The sequence below is a fragment of the Roseovarius sp. D0-M9 genome (assembly GCF_037083805.1).
Classification (GTDB): Bacteria; Pseudomonadota; Alphaproteobacteria; order Rhodobacterales; family Rhodobacteraceae; genus Roseovarius.
Genome location: NZ_JBAPKZ010000025.1, coordinates 26,012 through 43,817 on the forward strand (window position 1 = coordinate 26,012; position 17,806 = coordinate 43,817).

Here is a 17,806-nt window from a genome sequence, read left to right on the forward strand (position 1 = left end):
GCTCTATCCTTGGGTAATCAGGTCAAACGCACGCTCGCCCACCATGACGGCGGGGGCATTGGTGTTGCCTGTGGGAATGGTGGGAAAGATCGACGCATCCGCGATGCGTAGCCCGGCGATGCCATGCACCCGCAACTGCGGATCGACAACCGAGGTGGCCGGATCCTGCCCCATCCGGCAGGTGCCGCATTGATGAAACACGGTCCAGCTGTCGCGCCGCGCGAAATCGAGGATTTCGTCATCGCTCTGGCACTCGGCTCCAGGTTCAAGTTCAGTCTCTATCACGCGGCTCAGAGACGGCATTGACGCGATGCGCCGCACCTCGCGCGTGCCCTTTATCATAAGGTCGCGGTCATGCTCGGTCGACAGATAGCCACCCCGCATGATCGGCGCCGCCAAGGGATCTGCGCTGCGTAAGCAAACGCTGCCCCTGCTGGTGGGCTTGGCGGGGTTAAAGCCGATGCGCACCGCCGGAAAGGGATCGGGGCTCATCAAGGGGCGCTTGCCCGTTGGCGCGCCCGAATAGCTGAGCGGCGAGAAATAAAGCTGGGTATCGGGCGGCCCCTCCCCCTCAGCCAGCCGGATAAACCCGCCGCCCTGATTGAGGCTCATCGCCAGCGGCCCCTTTTGCGTCAGCACATATTGCAGCCCGGCCAGCGCCTTGCCCCACCACGGGCGCAGCACCTGGTTGAGGCTGGGCTGCCGCGTGCGAAAGAGGTGATCGCTGCCCAGATGATCCATCAGGTTCTGGCCCACGGCGGGCGAGTCCTGCACCACTTCGATGCCATGCTCGCGCAAATGCGCCGCTGGCCCGATGCCCGACAGCATCATCAGCTGCGGCGTGTTGATCGCCCCGCCGCTCAGAATGACCTCTGTCCCATGAGCGCTCAGCGTCTTGCCGCGCTGCCGATATTCTATGCCGGTCGCGCGCCGTCCCTCCATCAGGATGCGCGTTGCAATCGCCCCCGTTTCGATGCGCAGGTTCTTCAGCTTGCGGGCCGCATTCAGATACGCCTGCGCGGTCGAGGCGCGTCGCCCTCCCTTGGTGCTGATCTGGTAGAAACACGCGCCCTCGAGGGACGCGCCGTTGTAGTCGGCGTTGGTCGGTATCCCCGCCTCTTCGGCGGCCTTGAGATAGGCACGCGTCAGAGGATGCATCGCCTTGTCGACGCCCGTCACGCTCAATGGGCCATCGCCGCCCCGGTGATCATTTGCGCCGCCGGTCCACTTTTCGAGCCTGCGAAACACCGGCGCGACATCCTCCCAGCCCCAGCCGGGCGCAGCGGCGCCCCATTCAGCATAGTCGTTGGGATGGCCGCGCACCCACACCATCGCGTTGATCGAAGACGAGCCGCCCAGAACCTTGCCGCGCGGCCAGTAGACGGGGCGCCCATTCAGTTCCGGCTCTGCCTCGGTCGAGTATTTCCAGTTGAACCGTTCATCGTAGAACACCTTGCCATATCCCAGCGGAATATTGACCCAAGGATGCCGCCCGGTGCCGCCCGCCTCGAGCAGCAGCACAGATTTGCCGTGCTGAACCAAGCGCGCGGCAAGCGCCGCCCCAGCCGATCCTGCGCCGACCACGATATAATCATAGTGTTCCATCGAGGTCAGCGCTTATCACGGCCAAACACCGATGCAAGGATCATCATCACGGTCGTGATCAGGACCATGATGGTCGAGATCGCGGCGATCGTCGGGTCGATCTGATCGCGCAGGGCGTTGAACATGTTACGCGTCAGTGTCGGGTTGTCCCCGCCCGAGATGAACATGGCGATCACAACTTCGTCAAAGGAGGCAAGGAACGACAACAGCATCGACGTGACCACCGCAAATTTGATCTGCGGCAGCGTTATCGTCAGAAATGCCATCCACCGCGGCGCACCCAGACTGCGGGCCGACTGCTCGAGGTTCATGTCAAAGCCTTTCAGCGCCGATCCGGTGACGATCACCACCAGCGGGATCGCCAACAGACTATGGGCCAACACCAGCCCGGTGATCGTGTATAGGATCTGAAGCTTCACATAGGCATAGAACGCGCCCACCGCGATCAGCACGACAGGCACCATCATCGGCGTGATCAGCATGACGAAGGCCGCCCGGATATAGGGCAGCTTGGACGCGTGCAGCGCGTAGGCCGCCAAGACGCCGATGGGGGTGGCGACAAACATCGTCAGCACAGCCGTTTTCAGCGATGTCCAGGTGGCATTCATCCACTCGTCCGAGCCGAAGTAGTTCCTGTACCAGCGCAGCGACCATTCCTCGGGCGGGAATTCAAGATACTGCGAATCCGAAAAAGACATCGGGATCACGATCAGCGTCGGCATGACCAACAGGGCCATCGCCGTGATCGAAAAGACATAGAGCCAGATCCGCTGGCCATGCGTCACTTGCGTGTCTGACGCGGGGGAGTTGAACCATTTCAGCATCAGTGCCCCCCGCCTGTCATCTGCTCCAGCCGTAAGAAGCGTGACGCGATCCACAAGACGATGACCGTCATCACCAACAGGACCACGCCAAGCGCGCTGGCCGCGCCCCAATTCACGAAAAGTTCAATGTTCGAGACGATTTTCATCGACACCATGATGACACGCCCCCCGCCAAGCACAGCGGGCGTCACAAAGAACCCGAGGCAGAGCACAAACACCATCAGCGACCCAGCAAACAGGCCCGGCGTCGACAGCGGAAAGAACACCGTCCAGAACGCGCGTTTCGGGCTGGCCCCAAGGTTCGACGCCGCCTTGAGGTAGTCACGGTCGATGGCCCGCATCGCGCCATAAACCGGCAGGATCAAGAAGGGCAGCATGATATGCACCATCCCGATCAGCGTGCCGGTCATGTTGTGAACGAATTTCAGCGGCTCGTCCCAGAGGCCGATATTGATCGCCCATTGGTTCACCAGACCCTGTTTCTGGAGCAGAACCAGCCACGCGTAGGTCCGCACCAGAAGCGAGGTCCAGAACGGCAAGAGCACGGTGACAAGGCACAGGTTCGCCCATTTGGTTGGCAACTGCGACATGAAATAGGCCAGCGGATAGCCGATCATGATACACAGCGCAGTGGTCAGGATACTGACCTGAAAGGTGGTGATGAAAATGCGCACGTAGGATTTGCGCGTTATCATCCGCTCGTAATTCTCCAGCGAGAAATTGCCGTTGGCGCCGACGAAGGACACATAGAACAGCCAACCCACCGGAATCACGAGGATCACCAGCACCAGCAGCAGCGCGGGCGACCCGAGGCCGAACAGCTTCCATCGCTCCATCCGCTCATCCCGGCGCAGGCCGGCGGCGTGCATGTCTCTTGGGGTGTCTGCGGGCATATCGGTGACGGCCATCTAACTGCCCCCATCCGCGATGACGACCGTATCCACCCGGTGCAGACCCAGCTTTACCGAGTCCCCGGCGCGCGGCAGCGCCGCGAATGTGCCCTCGCGGATCGCGCCGCGCACAGCGATCTCGCTGCCGTCTGTCAGCGTCGCATAGAGCAGATAACTCTCGCCCTGATAGACCAGCTCGATCACCTTGGCGTCGAAGACATTCATATCGGCAGGCACCTCACCGGTCAGCAGCTGCGCGCGTTCAGGCCGCACCATCAGGAGCAGCGTGTCCGATTGCGGCACCGCGCCGTCCATCTGCACGGCCATATCTCCGAATTTGACGCCGCTGCCGTCCCGCGCCACGGGAAGGAAGCTGGAATCGCCGATGAAATCCGCGACAAACTTATTCTCGGGCCGATCATAAAGGTGCTGCGGTTCGGCCAGTTGCATGATCTTGCCGTGGTTCACCACGGCGATCCGGTCGGACATGGTCAGCGCCTCGCGCTGGTCGTGTGTCACGTAGACGGTCGTCATCCCAAGCTTTTCGTGCAGGTGGCGCAATTCGATCTGCATCCGATCGCGCAGTTTCTTGTCCAGCGCGCTCAAAGGCTCGTCCATCAGCAAGATCCGCGGCTCAAACACGATGGAGCGCGCCAGCGCCACACGCTGTTTCTGCCCTCCAGACAGCTGCTCGATCCCGCGGTCACCGTAACCCTCCAGTTGGACCAGCTCCAGCGCGCGGTCGATCCTGTCCTTGGCCTCGCCCTTGGACATCTTGCGCAGCCGCAAGGGGTAGCCGACGTTGCCTGCCACGGTCATATGGGGGAAAAGCGCGTAATTCTGAAACACCATGCCAACGCCGCGCAGATGCGGCGCGGTGCGGATCATCTCGTGGTCCCCAAAGCGCAGGCTACCACAATCGGGCCTCGTGAACCCGGCCAGCACCATCAAGAGCGTGGTCTTGCCAGACCCTGAAGGGCCCAGCAGGGTCAAAAACTCGCCGCTCTTCACATCCAGCGATACATCATCCAGCGCGTGAATACTGCCATAGGTTTTGGTCACGCCGCGCACGGTGATCGGCAGGGCCTCAGGTTTGGTCAATTGCTCGCTCCCATTGGGTTATGGTTGGACGCGCGGGCAGATGATCCGCCCGCGCGTCAGTCCTGCATGTATCGGCCTTGCTTACTCGGTCAGCATTTCCTGATACATCTCGGCTGCGATCTGCTCCCACTCCGTATACCACTCCAGCGAGATGGCCAGCTGCTTGTCCATGTTTTCGGGCGATGACGGCAGGCTGGCGGCGACCTTTTCGCTGATCTCACCCGTGTCATAGGCGTCCGAGTTGGTCGGCCCGTAGGTGATGTATTTGGGCAGATCGTCCTGATACTCAGCCTTGGAAATCTCGGCGATGAACTCCATCGCAAGATCCTTGTTGGGCGCGCCCTTGGGGATGGCAAAGCAGTCGTAGTCCAGCAGGCCCTGATCAAAGAAATAGGACACTTCGGCGCCATCGGCGGCGGCATTGTCAAAACGGCCGTTCCAACCGGTCGTCATATCCACCTCGCCATCCTTCATCAGCTGCGCATGCTGCGCGCCCGAGGACCAGAAGACAGCGATATTCGGCTTCAGCTCGCGGATCTTGTCCAGCGCACGCTCGATCCCCTCCTCACTGTCCAGCTCCGAATAAACATCCTCGGGCGCAACGCCCATTGCCATCATCGCAGGCTCCAGCGCGCCCGAGACGGTGCCGCGATAGGCGCGCGATCCGGGGAATTTCTCGGTATCAAAGAAATCGGCCCAGCCGCGCGGCCCATCTTCGCCGAACTTGGCGGTGCTGAACGCGGGGACGACCGAAAATACGTCGCCGCCGACGCAGTATTCGCTATAGAACGCATCGGGGAAACTGCTGACGTCGATCACGTCATAGTCCAGCGGCTCCAGCAGGCCCTCGGCCCCGGCGCGTGCCGCCGACCCCGATCCGCTGGCAACCACATCCAGCGTCACCTGCCCCGAGGACACCTGAAGGCGCACGTCCGACATGCCGCCATAGGTCTCTTGCTTGACGGTGTTGCCGGTCTTTTCCTCATAAGGCTCAAAGAGCGCCTTGCTCTGCGCCTCCTGATAGGAGCCACCCCAGCTTGCCACGGTCAATTCCTGGCCTTGCGCCCATGCGACCTGCGCAATGGCCGTGGTGGCCATCAGGCCCGCAGCCGTCAGTGTCAGTTTCTTTTTCATCTCTATCTCCTCTGTTGATGATGGCCCCGGTTCAGCCGGTGACCTTTTGGATTGATTGTGGTGCAGGTCGTGCCCTATCCGGGCAGTGCCTGCGCCTGATGCCTCTGCCGCGCATCGCGCCAACGATACCATGCGACGGCGGCAGGCAGGAACCATGGACGCCCGGTATAGAAAGGCCGCGTCGGAAAGGGCAGATCGTCGAAGGCGGTACGCCCCTCAGCCAGCCCCTGCACCTTTTGACCCATGCGCATACCCAGGTAGGACGCCATCGACACCCCCGACCCGCAATAGCCCATCGCGTAATGCACCCCGTCATGTGTGCCACAATGTGCCAGCTCGTCAAAGGTATAGGCAACCGTGCCCATCCAGCTATGGCTGATGCGCGTGCCGCGCAGCTCGGGAAAGATGTTGCACATATCATGGTGCAGACGCGGGCCGCTGATGGTCGTATCTGTCTCGCCCGCCGACACCCGCCCCCCAAAGAGGATGCGTGTACGGTCCGGCGAGGCGCGGTAATAATAGACCACCTTGCAGGTATCACTGGCGATGCGGTCGGTCGGGAAAAGGCGATCCATCAGATCCTTTTCCAGCGGCTCTGTCGCGATGACGTAACTGCCGATGGGAATGACGCGCCGTTGCTGCCATGGGGTGGTGCCCGTGGTATAGCCGTTGGTCGCGACGATCACGTCGCGCGCCCGGACGGTGCCGCGCGGCGTGCGCACAAGATGCCCCCCCTGCCCCGAGGCTATCGCCTCGGCCGGCGTATGGCCCATCACCTGCGCGCCCGCCTCCATGGCGGTGCGCAGCAGACCGTGCAGATATTTCGCCGGATGCAGCGCCCCGTGCTGCGCAAACAGCGCCGCGCCATGATAGGCATCCGTGCCCAGCTCGCGCCGCTGCTCGGCCTTCGTAACCATCTCGACTTCGATCCCTTCGGTGCGGCGCAGCACCTCGGCATCACGGGCCAGCCCCTCGTAGGCGGCGGGGGTATGCGCGGCGTGAAACCGCCCCGCGCGCCGGAAATCGCAGTCGATGTCCTCTGTGCGGATGCGCTCTTCGATCCAGGCCAGCGCCGCGCGCCCCTCGGCGCGAATCGCTTCGGCGCGCGCCTGTCCGTGCCGCGCCGCCAGTTTCGACAGCGTCGGCTTGATCGAGGTGCTGATCTGCCCGCCATTGCGGGTCGAGCATCCCATGCCCGGCGCGCCCGCCTCCAGAACCAGCGTGCTGCGCCCGCCCCGCGCCGTCTCTATCGCCGCATTTAGACCCGTATAACCCGAGCCGATGACGACCACGTCCACCTCGGGCGGCAGCGATCCTTGCGGCACCTCTGGCGCGCTCACGCCGTCCAGCCAATAGGACGTGTCGGACCAGTCTGGCGCCCATAGATTCGCATTGCCGCCGGGACCGATCTGCCGTGCCGTGGTCATACCCGCATGTCTCCCAATACCCTCAAGTGACCCTACGGTATGTAGCCGTCTTGAATTTAGCAATTTAATATGTGTAATCTTTAAATTCATTTTACTTATACATGAGAGCCGAATCTCTTGCCCCTCAAGATCCGCCACCTCGAAGTCTTCAACGCCCTTTTCGAGGCCGGGTCGGTCAGCAACGCCGCGCAGCGCCTGAACCTGACCCAGCCCGCCGTCAGCATTGCGCTTGGCAATCTTGAGAGTGAGCTGGGCTTTCGCCTCTTTCACCGCAATCGCGGGTTTTTCGCCCCAACGGGCGAGGCGCTGCAATTGCGCGGCGAGATTTCCCAAGGCCTGATGGCGCTGGCACGGGTCGAGCAGCGCGCGGATGACATCCGCCAAGGTTGGGCTGGCGGCTTCAGCCTCGCCTCCAACGGCGCGCTGGCGATGAACTTCCTGCCGCGCCTCATCGCCGATTTTCAGGTCGAATACCCCGGCACCCATGTCGAGATGCGCGTGCATTCCTCGCGCCAGATTGCCGACTGGACCGCGAGCGGGCAGATCGATATCGGGCTGATCGACACGCCCGTTCCCGTCGCCGGGCTCAAGGCCGAGGTGTTCGCGATGGAATGCATGTGCATCATGCGCGCCGATGATCCGCTGGCCGCGCAGGAGGTCATCACCCCCACGTGCCTTGCCGGGCGCGGGATGATCGGCGTCAACGGCGATCATGTCACGGACCGCCAGATCAAACGCCTCATGCTGGAGGTGGGCAAGCCCCTGCGCTACCGCGCGTTCTGCTATTACTATGCCATCGCGCGCAACATGGTCGCGGCGGGCGGCGGCCTTGCCATCATCGACCCGATCAACGCGAGCGCGGATCTGGGTGACGGCGTGGTCTGCCGCGCGTTCAAACCGCAGGTGCGCCACGAGACGGCGATGATATCATCGCGCGATCACCCCCCCGCGCATGGCGGTGCCGACATGCAGGACTTCATCCGTCGTCATCTGGCGCAGTACACCCTGCCCGATAGCCCCGCCTCCTCATCGTTGAGCTGAGATCGCGCCGCTTCTGCCGTGGGGCTGATACCTGCCCTCAGCCCTCTTCGATCCCGTCATAAAGGCTGGGATCCATCTCGTGCCAGAACTCCAGGATCGCGCGCGCGTTCAGGGCCGACATCCAGCCAAAGCGCTCGAAATCCGCCCGCGCTGCCGCATCCTCGATCCTGCTCGCGAACAGGCGCTTGTCCGCATCGCGCTGCGTGGGCGTGCGCGCCTGCGCCGCTGCCTGCATCCGGCCCAGTTTTTGCGCCCGCGCGCTGCCTGGCTTGGCCTCGGGCGCGGCGGGTGCGCCGTAATCGCTCGACAGCGCCGCACTCAGATAGCCCACCATACTGCCGACGTTCTTGCGCCCCGCCACATACTCCAGCTTGGCCTCGACCTGATCCTCGCCATGGGTGCTCAGCCACTGCCGGGCCAGCCGATCACTCACACCCAGATCGCGCAGACGCTTGTAGACCGCGCCATGCCGCGCCGCCGCCCCATCATCCAGATCGAGGATCGCCAGCTGCGGGTTCTCCTTGATAAGAAAGCGGATGTCCGTGACCGCCCTGCCCCGCTTGCGCGTCTCGGGCGTGATGACGATATTGCTGGTCTTGTTCACCTCGGTCACCGCTGGCTTGATGACCTTGGCGTTGAGGTGCTTGAAGCTCTCGTAATAGCTTGACCCGTCCAGACCCATCAGCCGGCGGAAAATCTCCATCGACCACCAGCCGGTGCTACCCGTGCGGATGAAGCGATAACAGTTCTCATAGAGCGCGAGCGCATGGCCACTGGTGAACCGCCGCTGGATATTGAGGTTGATCAGCGCAAAGACCTTGGGATCGTGCAGCTTGTCGGCCAGCGCGGGCGAATAGGCGTATTCACACACGCCCCCTTTCAGCGTCGCATAGCTCAGCAAGCTGCTGACGCCCCATTCCTGCTGGCCGCTGGCATCCAGCATGTCCCATTCAGCCACAGTCTCTGCAAGGCCCTTTAGAGACTGCTTCAGCGTTGCGGTGTCGTTGGAATTATAGCCGATCATCAGGCAGAGCGTGCCCGCATCGATCTGGTGGCTGCGCTGGGTCGTCAGCGTGTCATAGGCATTCAGCAAGAGCACATTGGACAGCTTGCGCTGCAGGAGCGACAGCTTGCCCGATACATGGATCGCCGCCACATGCTTCTTGACCGCTGCGCGCCTCAGCGATCCGGTCAGCTGCTCGCGGGGTATATCGTTCATCTGCGCGCCCTCAATTTTTGCCGATCTTGTCGATTGGCTGTTTTTCCAACTACTATGGCGTCAAAGGCACCTGCAATCAATCCACCTCGAGGTGCTTGTCCCTGCCCATTACGCATGATGATGCCTCCCGTAAACGGGTTCTCATAGTGGTTCTGGTACGGGAGGAGCGGCGCAATGGCACCCATTTACGGGACATTTGTTAATAGTTGTTCACCACAGCGTGCGCAAAATTGCCCGAAACAGGGTCTAACCGCATCCCGGTGCCCCTTCCCCCGCGAATCGGGGCCCCTTCCCCTGCATTAAGGCGCTCTTGCCCCTGCAAACGGGTCCGCAAAGCCCCGTGAACGGGTGCCTAAAGGAGTGTAGTTCATTGATTTTATTAGGGTAATATCGCGCAAAGTTCTTAAATTAACTCAAAGACTCTACAACTTTGTGGCTGCTTTTCTCTTACGAGATCATGATTTTGCAGTGAAAATGGAATGACTGATTCACTGCGGGCTATTGATGTGCCATAGATCAAGGCGAAGCATACAAAACACCGAACATCGCAAAGGCAGTGCAATGACTTCAGGCAAAGAGCCCCTCCCCCCTTATTTCAACATCGATCCGGCCGCCGCCGCCGCCAAGCTCTCGGATCCTATCGATACCGCCCGATTCGCAAAAGCTGCCGCCTTCGCCGGCAAGGGTCGCCAAGATCTCGCCCGCCGAGGATATGCGCCCGATGGCAAAAAGCGCCTGCGCCGGTTTTCTACCTGGGAGATTTGCAAGTATCTTATCCCAGTCGCCCCCGCTCATTTCCGCCGCGTCCTCAAAAGGCATCCCGACCTGCCCCAAGGCACCGGCGAGGGCAATTCCAAGTGGTTTTCGTTGGAGGATGTTCTGCGCCTGCGCCAACATTTTGCGGCCGAGGGCGCGTCGGGGCGCGAGTATCTGCCCTACCGGCCCGATGGCCTGCCGGCCAAGATTGTCGCAGTTTCCAACTTCAAAGGCGGGACATCCAAGACCACGACGACCGCCCATCTGGCCATGTCCGCCGCGCTTGACGGCTACAAGGTGCTGGTGATCGACCTCGACAGCCAAGGCTCCCTGACGTCGATCATGGGCGGCGATGTCCCCGATGAATGGTCGACCGCCTTTCCCCTTCTGGCCAAGGATTATGCCAAGGCGGTGCAAGCCGAAAACATCGTGCGGGAGGCTGCCGGTGATCCTCCGCTGCCGTTTGACGAGACTTTGACCGAGGCTTTGGGGGTTTCGCCGCGAAACCTTATCCAGGGCACGCATTGGCCGAACATTGATTTGCTGGGCGCGCAGCTCAATCTCTATTGGGCTGAATTTCAGATCCCCGTGTGGCGCATGGGGCTGCGCAGCTGGCCGCTTTGGGATGCGCTGACCAATGCTCTGACGGGCGAAGGGGTCGTGGATGAGTATGACATCATCTTTCTCGATACACCCCCCGCGCTGGGGTATCTGACGATCAACGCGCTCGCGGCGGCTGACATCCTGCTGGTTCCCTTGGGTGCGTCCTTTCTGGAATTTGACAGCACGGGCCGGTTTTTCGACATGCTTTACTCGACCTTCGCCAGCATCGAAGAGGGCGAAAATGCCGTGCGCCGCCGCGATGGCCTGCCTGAGATCGGCTTTGAATGGGACGCCGTTCGAGCGCTCATCACTCGGTTTGACGCCAATCAGCAGACGGATCTGGCCAATGTGATTCAAGCTTATTTCGGTGACTTCATGACGACCTATCGGCAGGATATGACCGCCATGGTCGGACAGGCGGGCGAGCAGGTGAACGGGATTTACGAGGCCGACTACCGCGAGTTCAACCGCGATACCTACGTGAGGGGCCGCGAGACCTTTGATCGGACCTGGGCCGAAGTTAAGGAATTGGTCATCGGGACGTGGTATCGTGACGAGACAGCGCGCAGGCAGGAGGCGGAAAATGGCAAAGCGTAAGAAGCTTGAGGCACCAAGCGCCGAGGATATGAACCGGTTCGAGGATGAGTTTCGCCGCGAAACCTCGGGTCGGCCGCCATTGGGGCAGGGCGCGCCCATAGCGCAGGTGGCAGGAGAAGCTGCGCAACAGCTCCAAACCGCAAGCGCCGAGATGCGAGCAGGACAGGCGCGGGTTGCGGCAGAGTTGCGCGAGTTGAATGAGGCGCGCGTCTCGGGGCTTTTAATGGTCGAACTGCCTCTTTCCGAGATCGAACCAGACGCGATGGTTCGTGACCGGATCGACCTGGCCGAGGATGATATGACCGAGCTGAGGCAGTCCATCGCGTCGCACGGTCTGCGCCTGCCGATCGAGGTTTTTGAGCTGGCCGAGCCTGCGGACAACGGGGCCAAGTACGCGCTGATTTCAGGTTATCGTCGTTACATGGCCGTGCGCGCGCTGCATGAACTCACTGGGCAGGAGAGGCACGCGGCAATCCGCGCCATCGTGCGGCCCCGCGCTGAGGCGGATGGCGCCTTCGTTGCAATGGTCGAGGAAAATGAGGTCCGGGCACAGTTGACGCCGTTCGAAAGGGGGCGGATCGCGGTCATCTCGGCACAGCAGGGCGCGTTCGTGAATGTCGAGGATGCCGTGAACCGGCTCTATGCGTCAGCCTCAAAGGCCAAGCGTAGCAAGGTTAGGTCCTTTGCGATGATTTTTGAGGAATTGGGCGATATGCTCACCTTTCCAGAGGCGCTCAGTGAAAAGCGAGGCTTGCGACTGGCCCAGGCATTGCGCGCCGGTAGCGAAGCGGCGCTTCGCGAGGCATTGGCGCGGCGTGTGCCGGAAAACCCCGAGCAGGAATGGGCTACGGTCGACTCGGTCATTGCGCACTCCGATGACGTGCCGCCCAAGAGCGGTCAGGGCGGCAGGCCTCGGCGCACGGCGCCTCCGGCGGGATGGCAGAACGCGGACGTGCTTCGGACAACTTCGGGGATCACGATCCGCAAAATGCGGGACGAGCGCGGCTATGTGCTGCGATTCGAGGGTGGAAAGCTGGACAGTGACTTGATGGACTCGCTTATGGTGGAAATTCAGGCACTCCTGGACAAGCCCTGAGGTTTCGCGGCGAAACCCTTGCCAGAATGATCCCTGCATCGGTCACGCAACTTTGAACAAGATATAAATTAATAATAACAATAACTTGACGTCACTTTTGATGCTTTCGACACTGGACTGGGCACGCAGCAGATCAATGCGCGCGTCTCCGCTTGCGGTTGCAGAAAACAAGGGCAACAATAGGCGGCTATGACGCAAGCTGCCGATATTCCCGGAACGGGCACCTCCGATCCGATGGATGAGTTGATCGCATGCCCCCATTGCGACCTCGTCTATACTGTTCCTCGCATCGAGAAGGACGAGCGCGCTTATTGTGAGCGGTGTCACTCGGTCTTGATCGCACCGCGCAACAGGGCGGGCAAGTGGCTGATCGCGATGGCGGCCAGCATCCTGATCCTGATCTCCGCCGCGATGTTCTTTCCGTTCCTGTCGATCGGGGCAGGGGGGGTGACCCATGGGGCGTCCATCGTTCAGACCAGCCTTGCCTTTACCGGATCGCTAGCCATTCTTGCACCCGCTGTTCTGGCCTTCATCGTGATTATCCCGATGGTCCGGCTGATGCTGCTGATCTATGTGCTGGTCCCCGTTATTCAGAACAAGCCGCCAGCGCCCTATGCGCGCCCGGCGTTTCGCTTGGCCGAGGATCTGACGCCCTGGTCCATGGCCGAGATCTTTGCCATCGGCTGCGCCGTGGCCCTCGTCAAACTTAGCGATCTGGCACAGGTCAGCCTTGGGCCCGCCGCTTGGATGTTCGCGATCCTGATGGTCATCATCGTGGCCGCCGATGTCTTGATGTGCCGCTATTCCATCTGGAAGTCGCTCGCACCATGAAGACAGCCAAGGAAATGGGCCTCATCGGGTGCAAACGCTGCACCCGCGTCTCGCCGCCGGGGACCGAAGTCTGCCCCCGTTGCGGCGGCAAAGTCGTATCGCGAGATCCGATGTCGCTGCAAAAGGTGATGGCGTGGTGGATTCTGGGTGTGGCCTGCTACATCCCCGCCAACCTCTATACGATGCTCGAGACCAAGACGCTGGTCAGCAGCGACAGCAGCACCATCATCGGCGGCGCGGTCGATCTGGCCCGGCATGGGGCATGGGGTGTCGCGATCATCATCCTGCTGGCCAGTGCAGTGATCCCGGTGGGCAAATTCGTCATCATCCTCGGCCTTGTCATCGGCGTGCAACGCGGGCCGCAGATCTCGGACGGGCTGCGCCAGAAGCTCTATGAGGTGGTCGAATACATCGGCCGCTGGTCAATGGTAGACGTTTTTGTGGTCGCGGTCCTGTCGGCGCTGGTGCAGCTTCAGACATTGGTCAACATATCCCCCGGCCGGGCGAGCCTCTTTTTCGCCTTGTCCGTCATATTCACGATGATATCTGCTCAAAGCTTCGACAGCCGCCTGATCTGGGACACTGGCCGTGCGCGCGATACGGCGGATCGCGCCTCGTCGGATGACGAGGCGACTGACACTGAAAAGGAACGCACGGCGTGACACAGACCGACAGCACACCGCCCCCGCCGCCGATCAAATCGGCCAAGAAAAGCCCGTTTCGGCGAATCTCGGTAATCTGGTTGGTGCCGCTGATCTCACTGATCGCCGTGCTGACCGTGGCCGTGCGCACCTATATGGACCAAGGCCCGCTCATCGACATCGCATTCGAGAACGCGTCTGGCGTCGCGGCAGGCTCGACTGAGCTGCGGTACCGCGACGTGACAGTGGGTGTGGTCGAGGGCGTTGGCTTTTCCGACGGGCTGGACAGCGTCGTCGTGACGGTGCGGTTGAACAAGGATGTGGCCGAATATGTGGACCGTGACGCGCAATTCTGGGTCGTGAGCCCCGAAGTGACGGCCCAAGGGGTGTCGGGCCTCGATACGGTGCTGTCGGGTGTCTATCTCGAAGGTATCTGGGACGGTGAGCCAGGTGGGCTGGCCGGTGATTTCACTGGGCTTGCTGAGGCGCCTCTCCAACGGTTGAACGACGAGGGGGTTGTGCTGACGCTGAGCGCTGACGAGGGCGTGGCACTAAACGAGGGGTCGCCCATCGTCTATCAGGGCATCAACGTGGGCCGGATCGGCAAGACGCGGATCAGTCAGGATGGCTCGACCGCCGAGGCCGAGGCGGTCATTTTTGCGCCGCATGACCGGCTGATCGACACATCAACGCGGTTCTGGGACACATCGGGGTTCTCCTTCAGCCTCGGGGCAGGGGGCGCGGTGCTGGATTTCACCTCTATCGCATCGCTGATTTCGGGCGGCGTCACCTTCGGCACCATGGTGTCGGGAGGCGAGCCGCTCGAATCCGGGGCCGTGGTGACCGTGTACGAGGATGAATCGGCGGCACGGGAAAACCTCTTTTCGGGCGACGAGGGCGAAAGGCTGACGCTGTCGGCGGTCTTCGAGGACAACATCGCCGGTCTGTCTGTCGATGCGCCAGTCGAACTGGCGGGTTTGAGGATCGGACGGGTCAGCGGTCTGAACGGTTTGGTCGATCCCGAGCGATTTGGCGACAACCGCGTGCGTCTCGTGGCGACCCTGTCGGTGCGGCCCGGTCGGCTGGGCCTTGAAGGGGATCAGACCGAAGAGAGCGCGCTGGACTTTCTGGCCGAGCGAGTCAGGGGCGGATTGCGCGCACGACTGGCGACCACGTCGATCCTGACGGGCGGGCTCAAGGTCGAATTGGCCGATGTGCCCGATGCGCCGCCAGCCGAGCTGGAAATGATGGGCGATTCCGGCCCGCGCATCCCGACCGCGCAAAGCGATATTGCGGATGTGTCGGCCACTGCCGAGGGTGTGTTCCAGAGGATCAACGATCTGCCGGTCGAAGAGGTGATGAGCCAGGCAATCGACTTATTGGGCAATATCAATGCCTTGATTACCAGCGAGGGGGTGCGCGACGCGCCCGAGAACCTCAATGGCCTCTTGGCGGATGCGCGCGGCGTCATAACGTCGGAGGATGTCCGCGCCCTGCCGGGGCAGATGAACGAGGCGATCGACCAGCTTGCCACGCTTATCGAAGGGTTTAACGAGGCCGCCCTGTCCGAGCGTCTGGGCAAGGCGCTGGATGATGCCGCCGATGCGGCCAAGGGCGTGAATACCGCTGTCGAGGGGGTGCCCGAACTGGTCGCCCGGATCGAGGGTGTGGCCGCCAATATCGAAGAGGTGGCCATCGATGAGATGGGTGCGCAGGTCACCGAATTGCTGACGACGGTCGACAGTTTCCTCAACCAGAGAAGCACGCGTGAATTGCCCGCCAGCCTGAATGGCACGCTGGATGAATTGAGCGCGGTTCTGGTGCAGCTGCGCGAAGCGGGCGTGGTCGAGACGGCCACGAACACGCTGAATTCTGCCAGCAACGCAGCCGATACGATTGCGACTGCCAGTAGCGATTTGCCCCGCCTGATCGAACAGGCGCGCCTTGTCTTGTCGCAAGCGGGCACCACCATCGAAGGGTATCAGGCCAATAACGGTCTGGGCCGCGACGCGCGCAATGCGCTGCGCGAGGTCGAGCGTGCGGCGCAGGCGGTATCGTCGCTGGCGCGGGCGATCGAGCGCAATCCCAATTCCCTGCTGACAGGACGGTAACATGATGTTGAAAACTGGATCCATCGCCGCGCTGAGCGCGCTGGCCCTCGTCGCAGCTTGCGGCGCACCGGATGAACGTGTGGCCGTGCCGCGCGCTGATGCGGGTGCGACGCAGCAGATCTCTTACAGTTCGGTTTCGCTGCGGACCGTTTCGCTGCCCACCTATGCCGCGTCGGAGGATATCTGGGTGTCGGGGCCGGACGGGCGCATCGTGCTGGGGGAGGGCCTTTTGTGGGCCGATGATCCGGGCCGGGCGGTCACGCTGGAGCTGGCGCGCTATCTGGCGCAAATCACCGGCGCGCGGGTGGCAAGCGAGCCCTGGCCCTTCCTTGACCGGCCCGATGCCGAGGTCGAGCTGCGGATCGAAGAGATGCTGGCCTATGCGGATGGCACCTTCCGCATGTCGGGGCAGTATTTCGTCGCGCCCGAGGATGGCCGCGATCGCGCGCGCCTCTTTGCGCTGTCGGTGCCGATTGGCGGCGAGGGTGCGGCGCAGGATATTGCGGCGGCGCGCGGCGAAGTGACCCGCCAGCTTGCACGCGAAATTGCCGTGAGCGGGCTGCGCTGAGCCGGGCGGTTGCCTATTTTTTGAGCACCGCTGCAACGCAAGGCCAATTCTGGGGCTGGGGCCTCTTGTGAACTGCCAAGTTTAGACTATGGTCGCGCGAAAAGGTCCCGCCTTCCATAGGACAAGTGATTTGATGCCCCGGATAATTTCCATTCTTCCGCTTCTTCTGCTGAGCCTCATTGCCAGCCCCGCCACTGCCCAACAGGGCGAGCAGCCACCCCCCGGTGTGACTGTTGTGACGGTGCGCAGCAGCGATGTTGACCTGACCACCATCCTGCCGGGCCGCGTCGTCGCCTCTGCTGAGGCCGAGGTGCGCCCGCAGGTGGCGGGCATCATCACCGAGCGGCTCTTTGACGAGGGCGGACGCGTCGAGGAGGGTGATGTGCTCTACCGGATCGACGCGGCGATTTATGACGCCTCGGTCGCGCAGGCCCGTGCCGCCGTGGCGCAGGCAGAGGCGCAGGTGCAGGCGACTGAACGCGAGGCCGGCCGCCTTGTCACCCTGTCCGAGCGCAATGTGGTGAGCGAGCAGGCGCTGGACAGCGCGATTGCCGCGCGCGACGGGGCGGTTGCCACGCTTCAGGTCGCCGAGGCGCAGTTGCAATCAGCGGAAATCGAGTTGGACCGCACCGAGATCCGCGCGCGGCTGTCGGGGGAAATCGGACGCTCGATGGTCAGCCCCGGCGCGCTGGTTACCGCCAGTCAGCAGACGCCATTGGCGACCGTGCGCAATATTGATCCGGTTTATGTGGATGTGACGCAATCGGCTGCCGAGCTGCTGGCGTTTCGGCGCGGCAATGGCGGCGCGCGGGTCGGGGACGGGCCGCAGGAGGTTCTGCTGACGCTGGCCGATGGCAGTGTCTTTGACCAGACCGGCATGCTGACCGCCGCCGAGCCGGTGGTCGATCCGCTGACCGGCGTGGTCGTGTTGCGAATCGAGTTCGCGAACCCCGACAAGCTGTTGCTGCCCGGCATGTATGTGCAGGCCCAGATGCCAAGCGGTATTGCCGAGGGTGCCATTCTTGTGCCTCAGGAGGGGGTGACGCGCAATCGGCGCGGCCAGCCCACGGCGCTGGTCGTCGGCGAGGATGGCGTGGTCGAGCAGCGGGTGCTGAACGTCCTTCAGGATCGCGGGCAGGACTGGGTGGTCGATGACGGGCTGGAGGATGGCGACCGCGTGGTGGTCACCGGCCTGCAAAGCGCCGCGCCCGGCGCGACCGTCTCCCCCAAGGAGCGCAGCAGCGAGCCCGAGGACGAAGTTGAGCCTGCGGCCGAGACTGACACCGAGGCCGAGGACGCCGCCCAAGACTGAACCCTGGCGCGCCTCGCCTGTCGGCGCGCTGTATCTGATAATCGTCGCCG

The 17,806-nt window shown here is 62.3% G+C and carries 15 protein-coding genes; 8 read left to right on the forward strand and 7 right to left on the reverse strand.

The window, feature by feature from the left end:
* Positions 1 to 3: 3 nt before the first annotated feature.
* The 6 genes from V8352_RS15415 to V8352_RS15440 all read right to left on the reverse strand — a co-directional run bounded on the left by V8352_RS15415 (position 4) and on the right by V8352_RS15440 (position 6,981).
* Complete coding sequence (locus tag V8352_RS15415) at positions 4 to 1,605, reverse strand: GMC family oxidoreductase (protein ID WP_336425189.1); 1,602 nt, start codon at positions 1,603 to 1,605, stop codon at positions 4 to 6.
* Positions 1,606 to 1,610: 5 nt separating this feature from the next.
* Positions 1,611 to 2,429: an ABC transporter permease gene (locus V8352_RS15420; protein WP_336425190.1), complete on the reverse strand. Its 819-nt coding sequence runs from the start codon at positions 2,427 to 2,429 to the stop codon at positions 1,611 to 1,613.
* The gene (locus V8352_RS15425) at positions 2,429 to 3,337 is read right to left on the reverse strand and encodes an ABC transporter permease (protein ID WP_336425191.1); all 909 of its coding nucleotides are present in this window, start codon (positions 3,335 to 3,337) and stop codon (positions 2,429 to 2,431) included. The genes V8352_RS15420 and V8352_RS15425 overlap by 1 nt, the downstream gene beginning before the upstream one ends.
* Positions 3,338 to 4,420 (reverse strand): ABC transporter ATP-binding protein, encoded by a 1,083-nt coding sequence (locus V8352_RS15430; RefSeq protein WP_336425192.1) that lies wholly within the window; start codon positions 4,418 to 4,420, stop codon positions 3,338 to 3,340. It lies immediately after the preceding gene.
* A gap of 81 nt (positions 4,421 to 4,501) precedes the next feature.
* The gene (locus tag V8352_RS15435) at positions 4,502 to 5,554 is read right to left on the reverse strand and encodes an ABC transporter substrate-binding protein (RefSeq protein WP_336425193.1); all 1,053 of its coding nucleotides are present in this window, start codon (positions 5,552 to 5,554) and stop codon (positions 4,502 to 4,504) included.
* A 74-nt stretch (positions 5,555 to 5,628) separates the two neighbouring features.
* Complete coding sequence (locus V8352_RS15440) at positions 5,629 to 6,981, reverse strand: NAD(P)/FAD-dependent oxidoreductase (RefSeq protein ID WP_336425194.1); 1,353 nt, start codon at positions 6,979 to 6,981, stop codon at positions 5,629 to 5,631.
* A 117-nt stretch (positions 6,982 to 7,098) separates the two neighbouring features.
* Here V8352_RS15440 and V8352_RS15445 point away from each other — a divergent pair, with 117 nt between their 5' ends.
* Entirely contained in the window at positions 7,099 to 8,022 is a 924-nt protein-coding gene (locus V8352_RS15445; protein WP_336425195.1) for a LysR family transcriptional regulator, read from the forward strand.
* Positions 8,023 to 8,059: 37 nt separating this feature from the next.
* On the opposite strand, the gene V8352_RS15450 is transcribed toward V8352_RS15445, so the two are convergent.
* Entirely contained in the window at positions 8,060 to 9,241 is a 1,182-nt protein-coding gene (locus tag V8352_RS15450; RefSeq protein ID WP_336425196.1) for a replication initiation protein, read from the reverse strand.
* Positions 9,242 to 9,802: 561 nt separating this feature from the next.
* Here V8352_RS15450 and V8352_RS15455 point away from each other — a divergent pair.
* The 7 genes from V8352_RS15455 (at position 9,803) to V8352_RS15485 (ending at position 17,756) form a co-directional block, all read left to right on the forward strand.
* Positions 9,803 to 11,197, forward strand: coding sequence for an AAA family ATPase (locus tag V8352_RS15455; protein ID WP_336425197.1), 1,395 nt, complete (start codon positions 9,803 to 9,805; stop codon positions 11,195 to 11,197).
* Complete coding sequence (locus V8352_RS15460; protein WP_336425198.1) at positions 11,184 to 12,293, forward strand: ParB/RepB/Spo0J family partition protein; 1,110 nt, start codon at positions 11,184 to 11,186, stop codon at positions 12,291 to 12,293. The genes V8352_RS15455 and V8352_RS15460 overlap by 14 nt, the downstream gene beginning before the upstream one ends.
* A gap of 189 nt (positions 12,294 to 12,482) precedes the next feature.
* On the forward strand, positions 12,483 to 13,124 hold the full coding sequence (locus V8352_RS15465; RefSeq protein WP_336425199.1) for a paraquat-inducible protein A: 642 nt from the start codon (positions 12,483 to 12,485) through the stop codon (positions 13,122 to 13,124).
* Positions 13,121 to 13,786 carry a paraquat-inducible protein A gene (locus tag V8352_RS15470; protein ID WP_336425200.1) on the forward strand — a complete coding sequence of 222 codons (666 nt, stop codon included), beginning with the start codon at positions 13,121 to 13,123 and terminating at the stop codon, positions 13,784 to 13,786. Before V8352_RS15465 ends, V8352_RS15470 begins: the two co-directional genes overlap by 4 nt.
* Complete coding sequence (locus tag V8352_RS15475; protein WP_336425201.1) at positions 13,783 to 15,876, forward strand: PqiB family protein; 2,094 nt, start codon at positions 13,783 to 13,785, stop codon at positions 15,874 to 15,876. Before V8352_RS15470 ends, V8352_RS15475 begins: the two co-directional genes overlap by 4 nt.
* Position 15,877: 1 nt before the next feature.
* Positions 15,878 to 16,444 (forward strand): PqiC family protein, encoded by a 567-nt coding sequence (locus tag V8352_RS15480; protein ID WP_336425202.1) that lies wholly within the window; start codon positions 15,878 to 15,880, stop codon positions 16,442 to 16,444.
* A gap of 133 nt (positions 16,445 to 16,577) precedes the next feature.
* Positions 16,578 to 17,756, forward strand: a complete 1,179-nt coding sequence (locus V8352_RS15485) for an efflux RND transporter periplasmic adaptor subunit (RefSeq protein ID WP_336425203.1) — start codon at positions 16,578 to 16,580, stop codon at positions 17,754 to 17,756.
* The last annotated feature ends 50 nt before the right edge of the window (positions 17,757 to 17,806 follow it).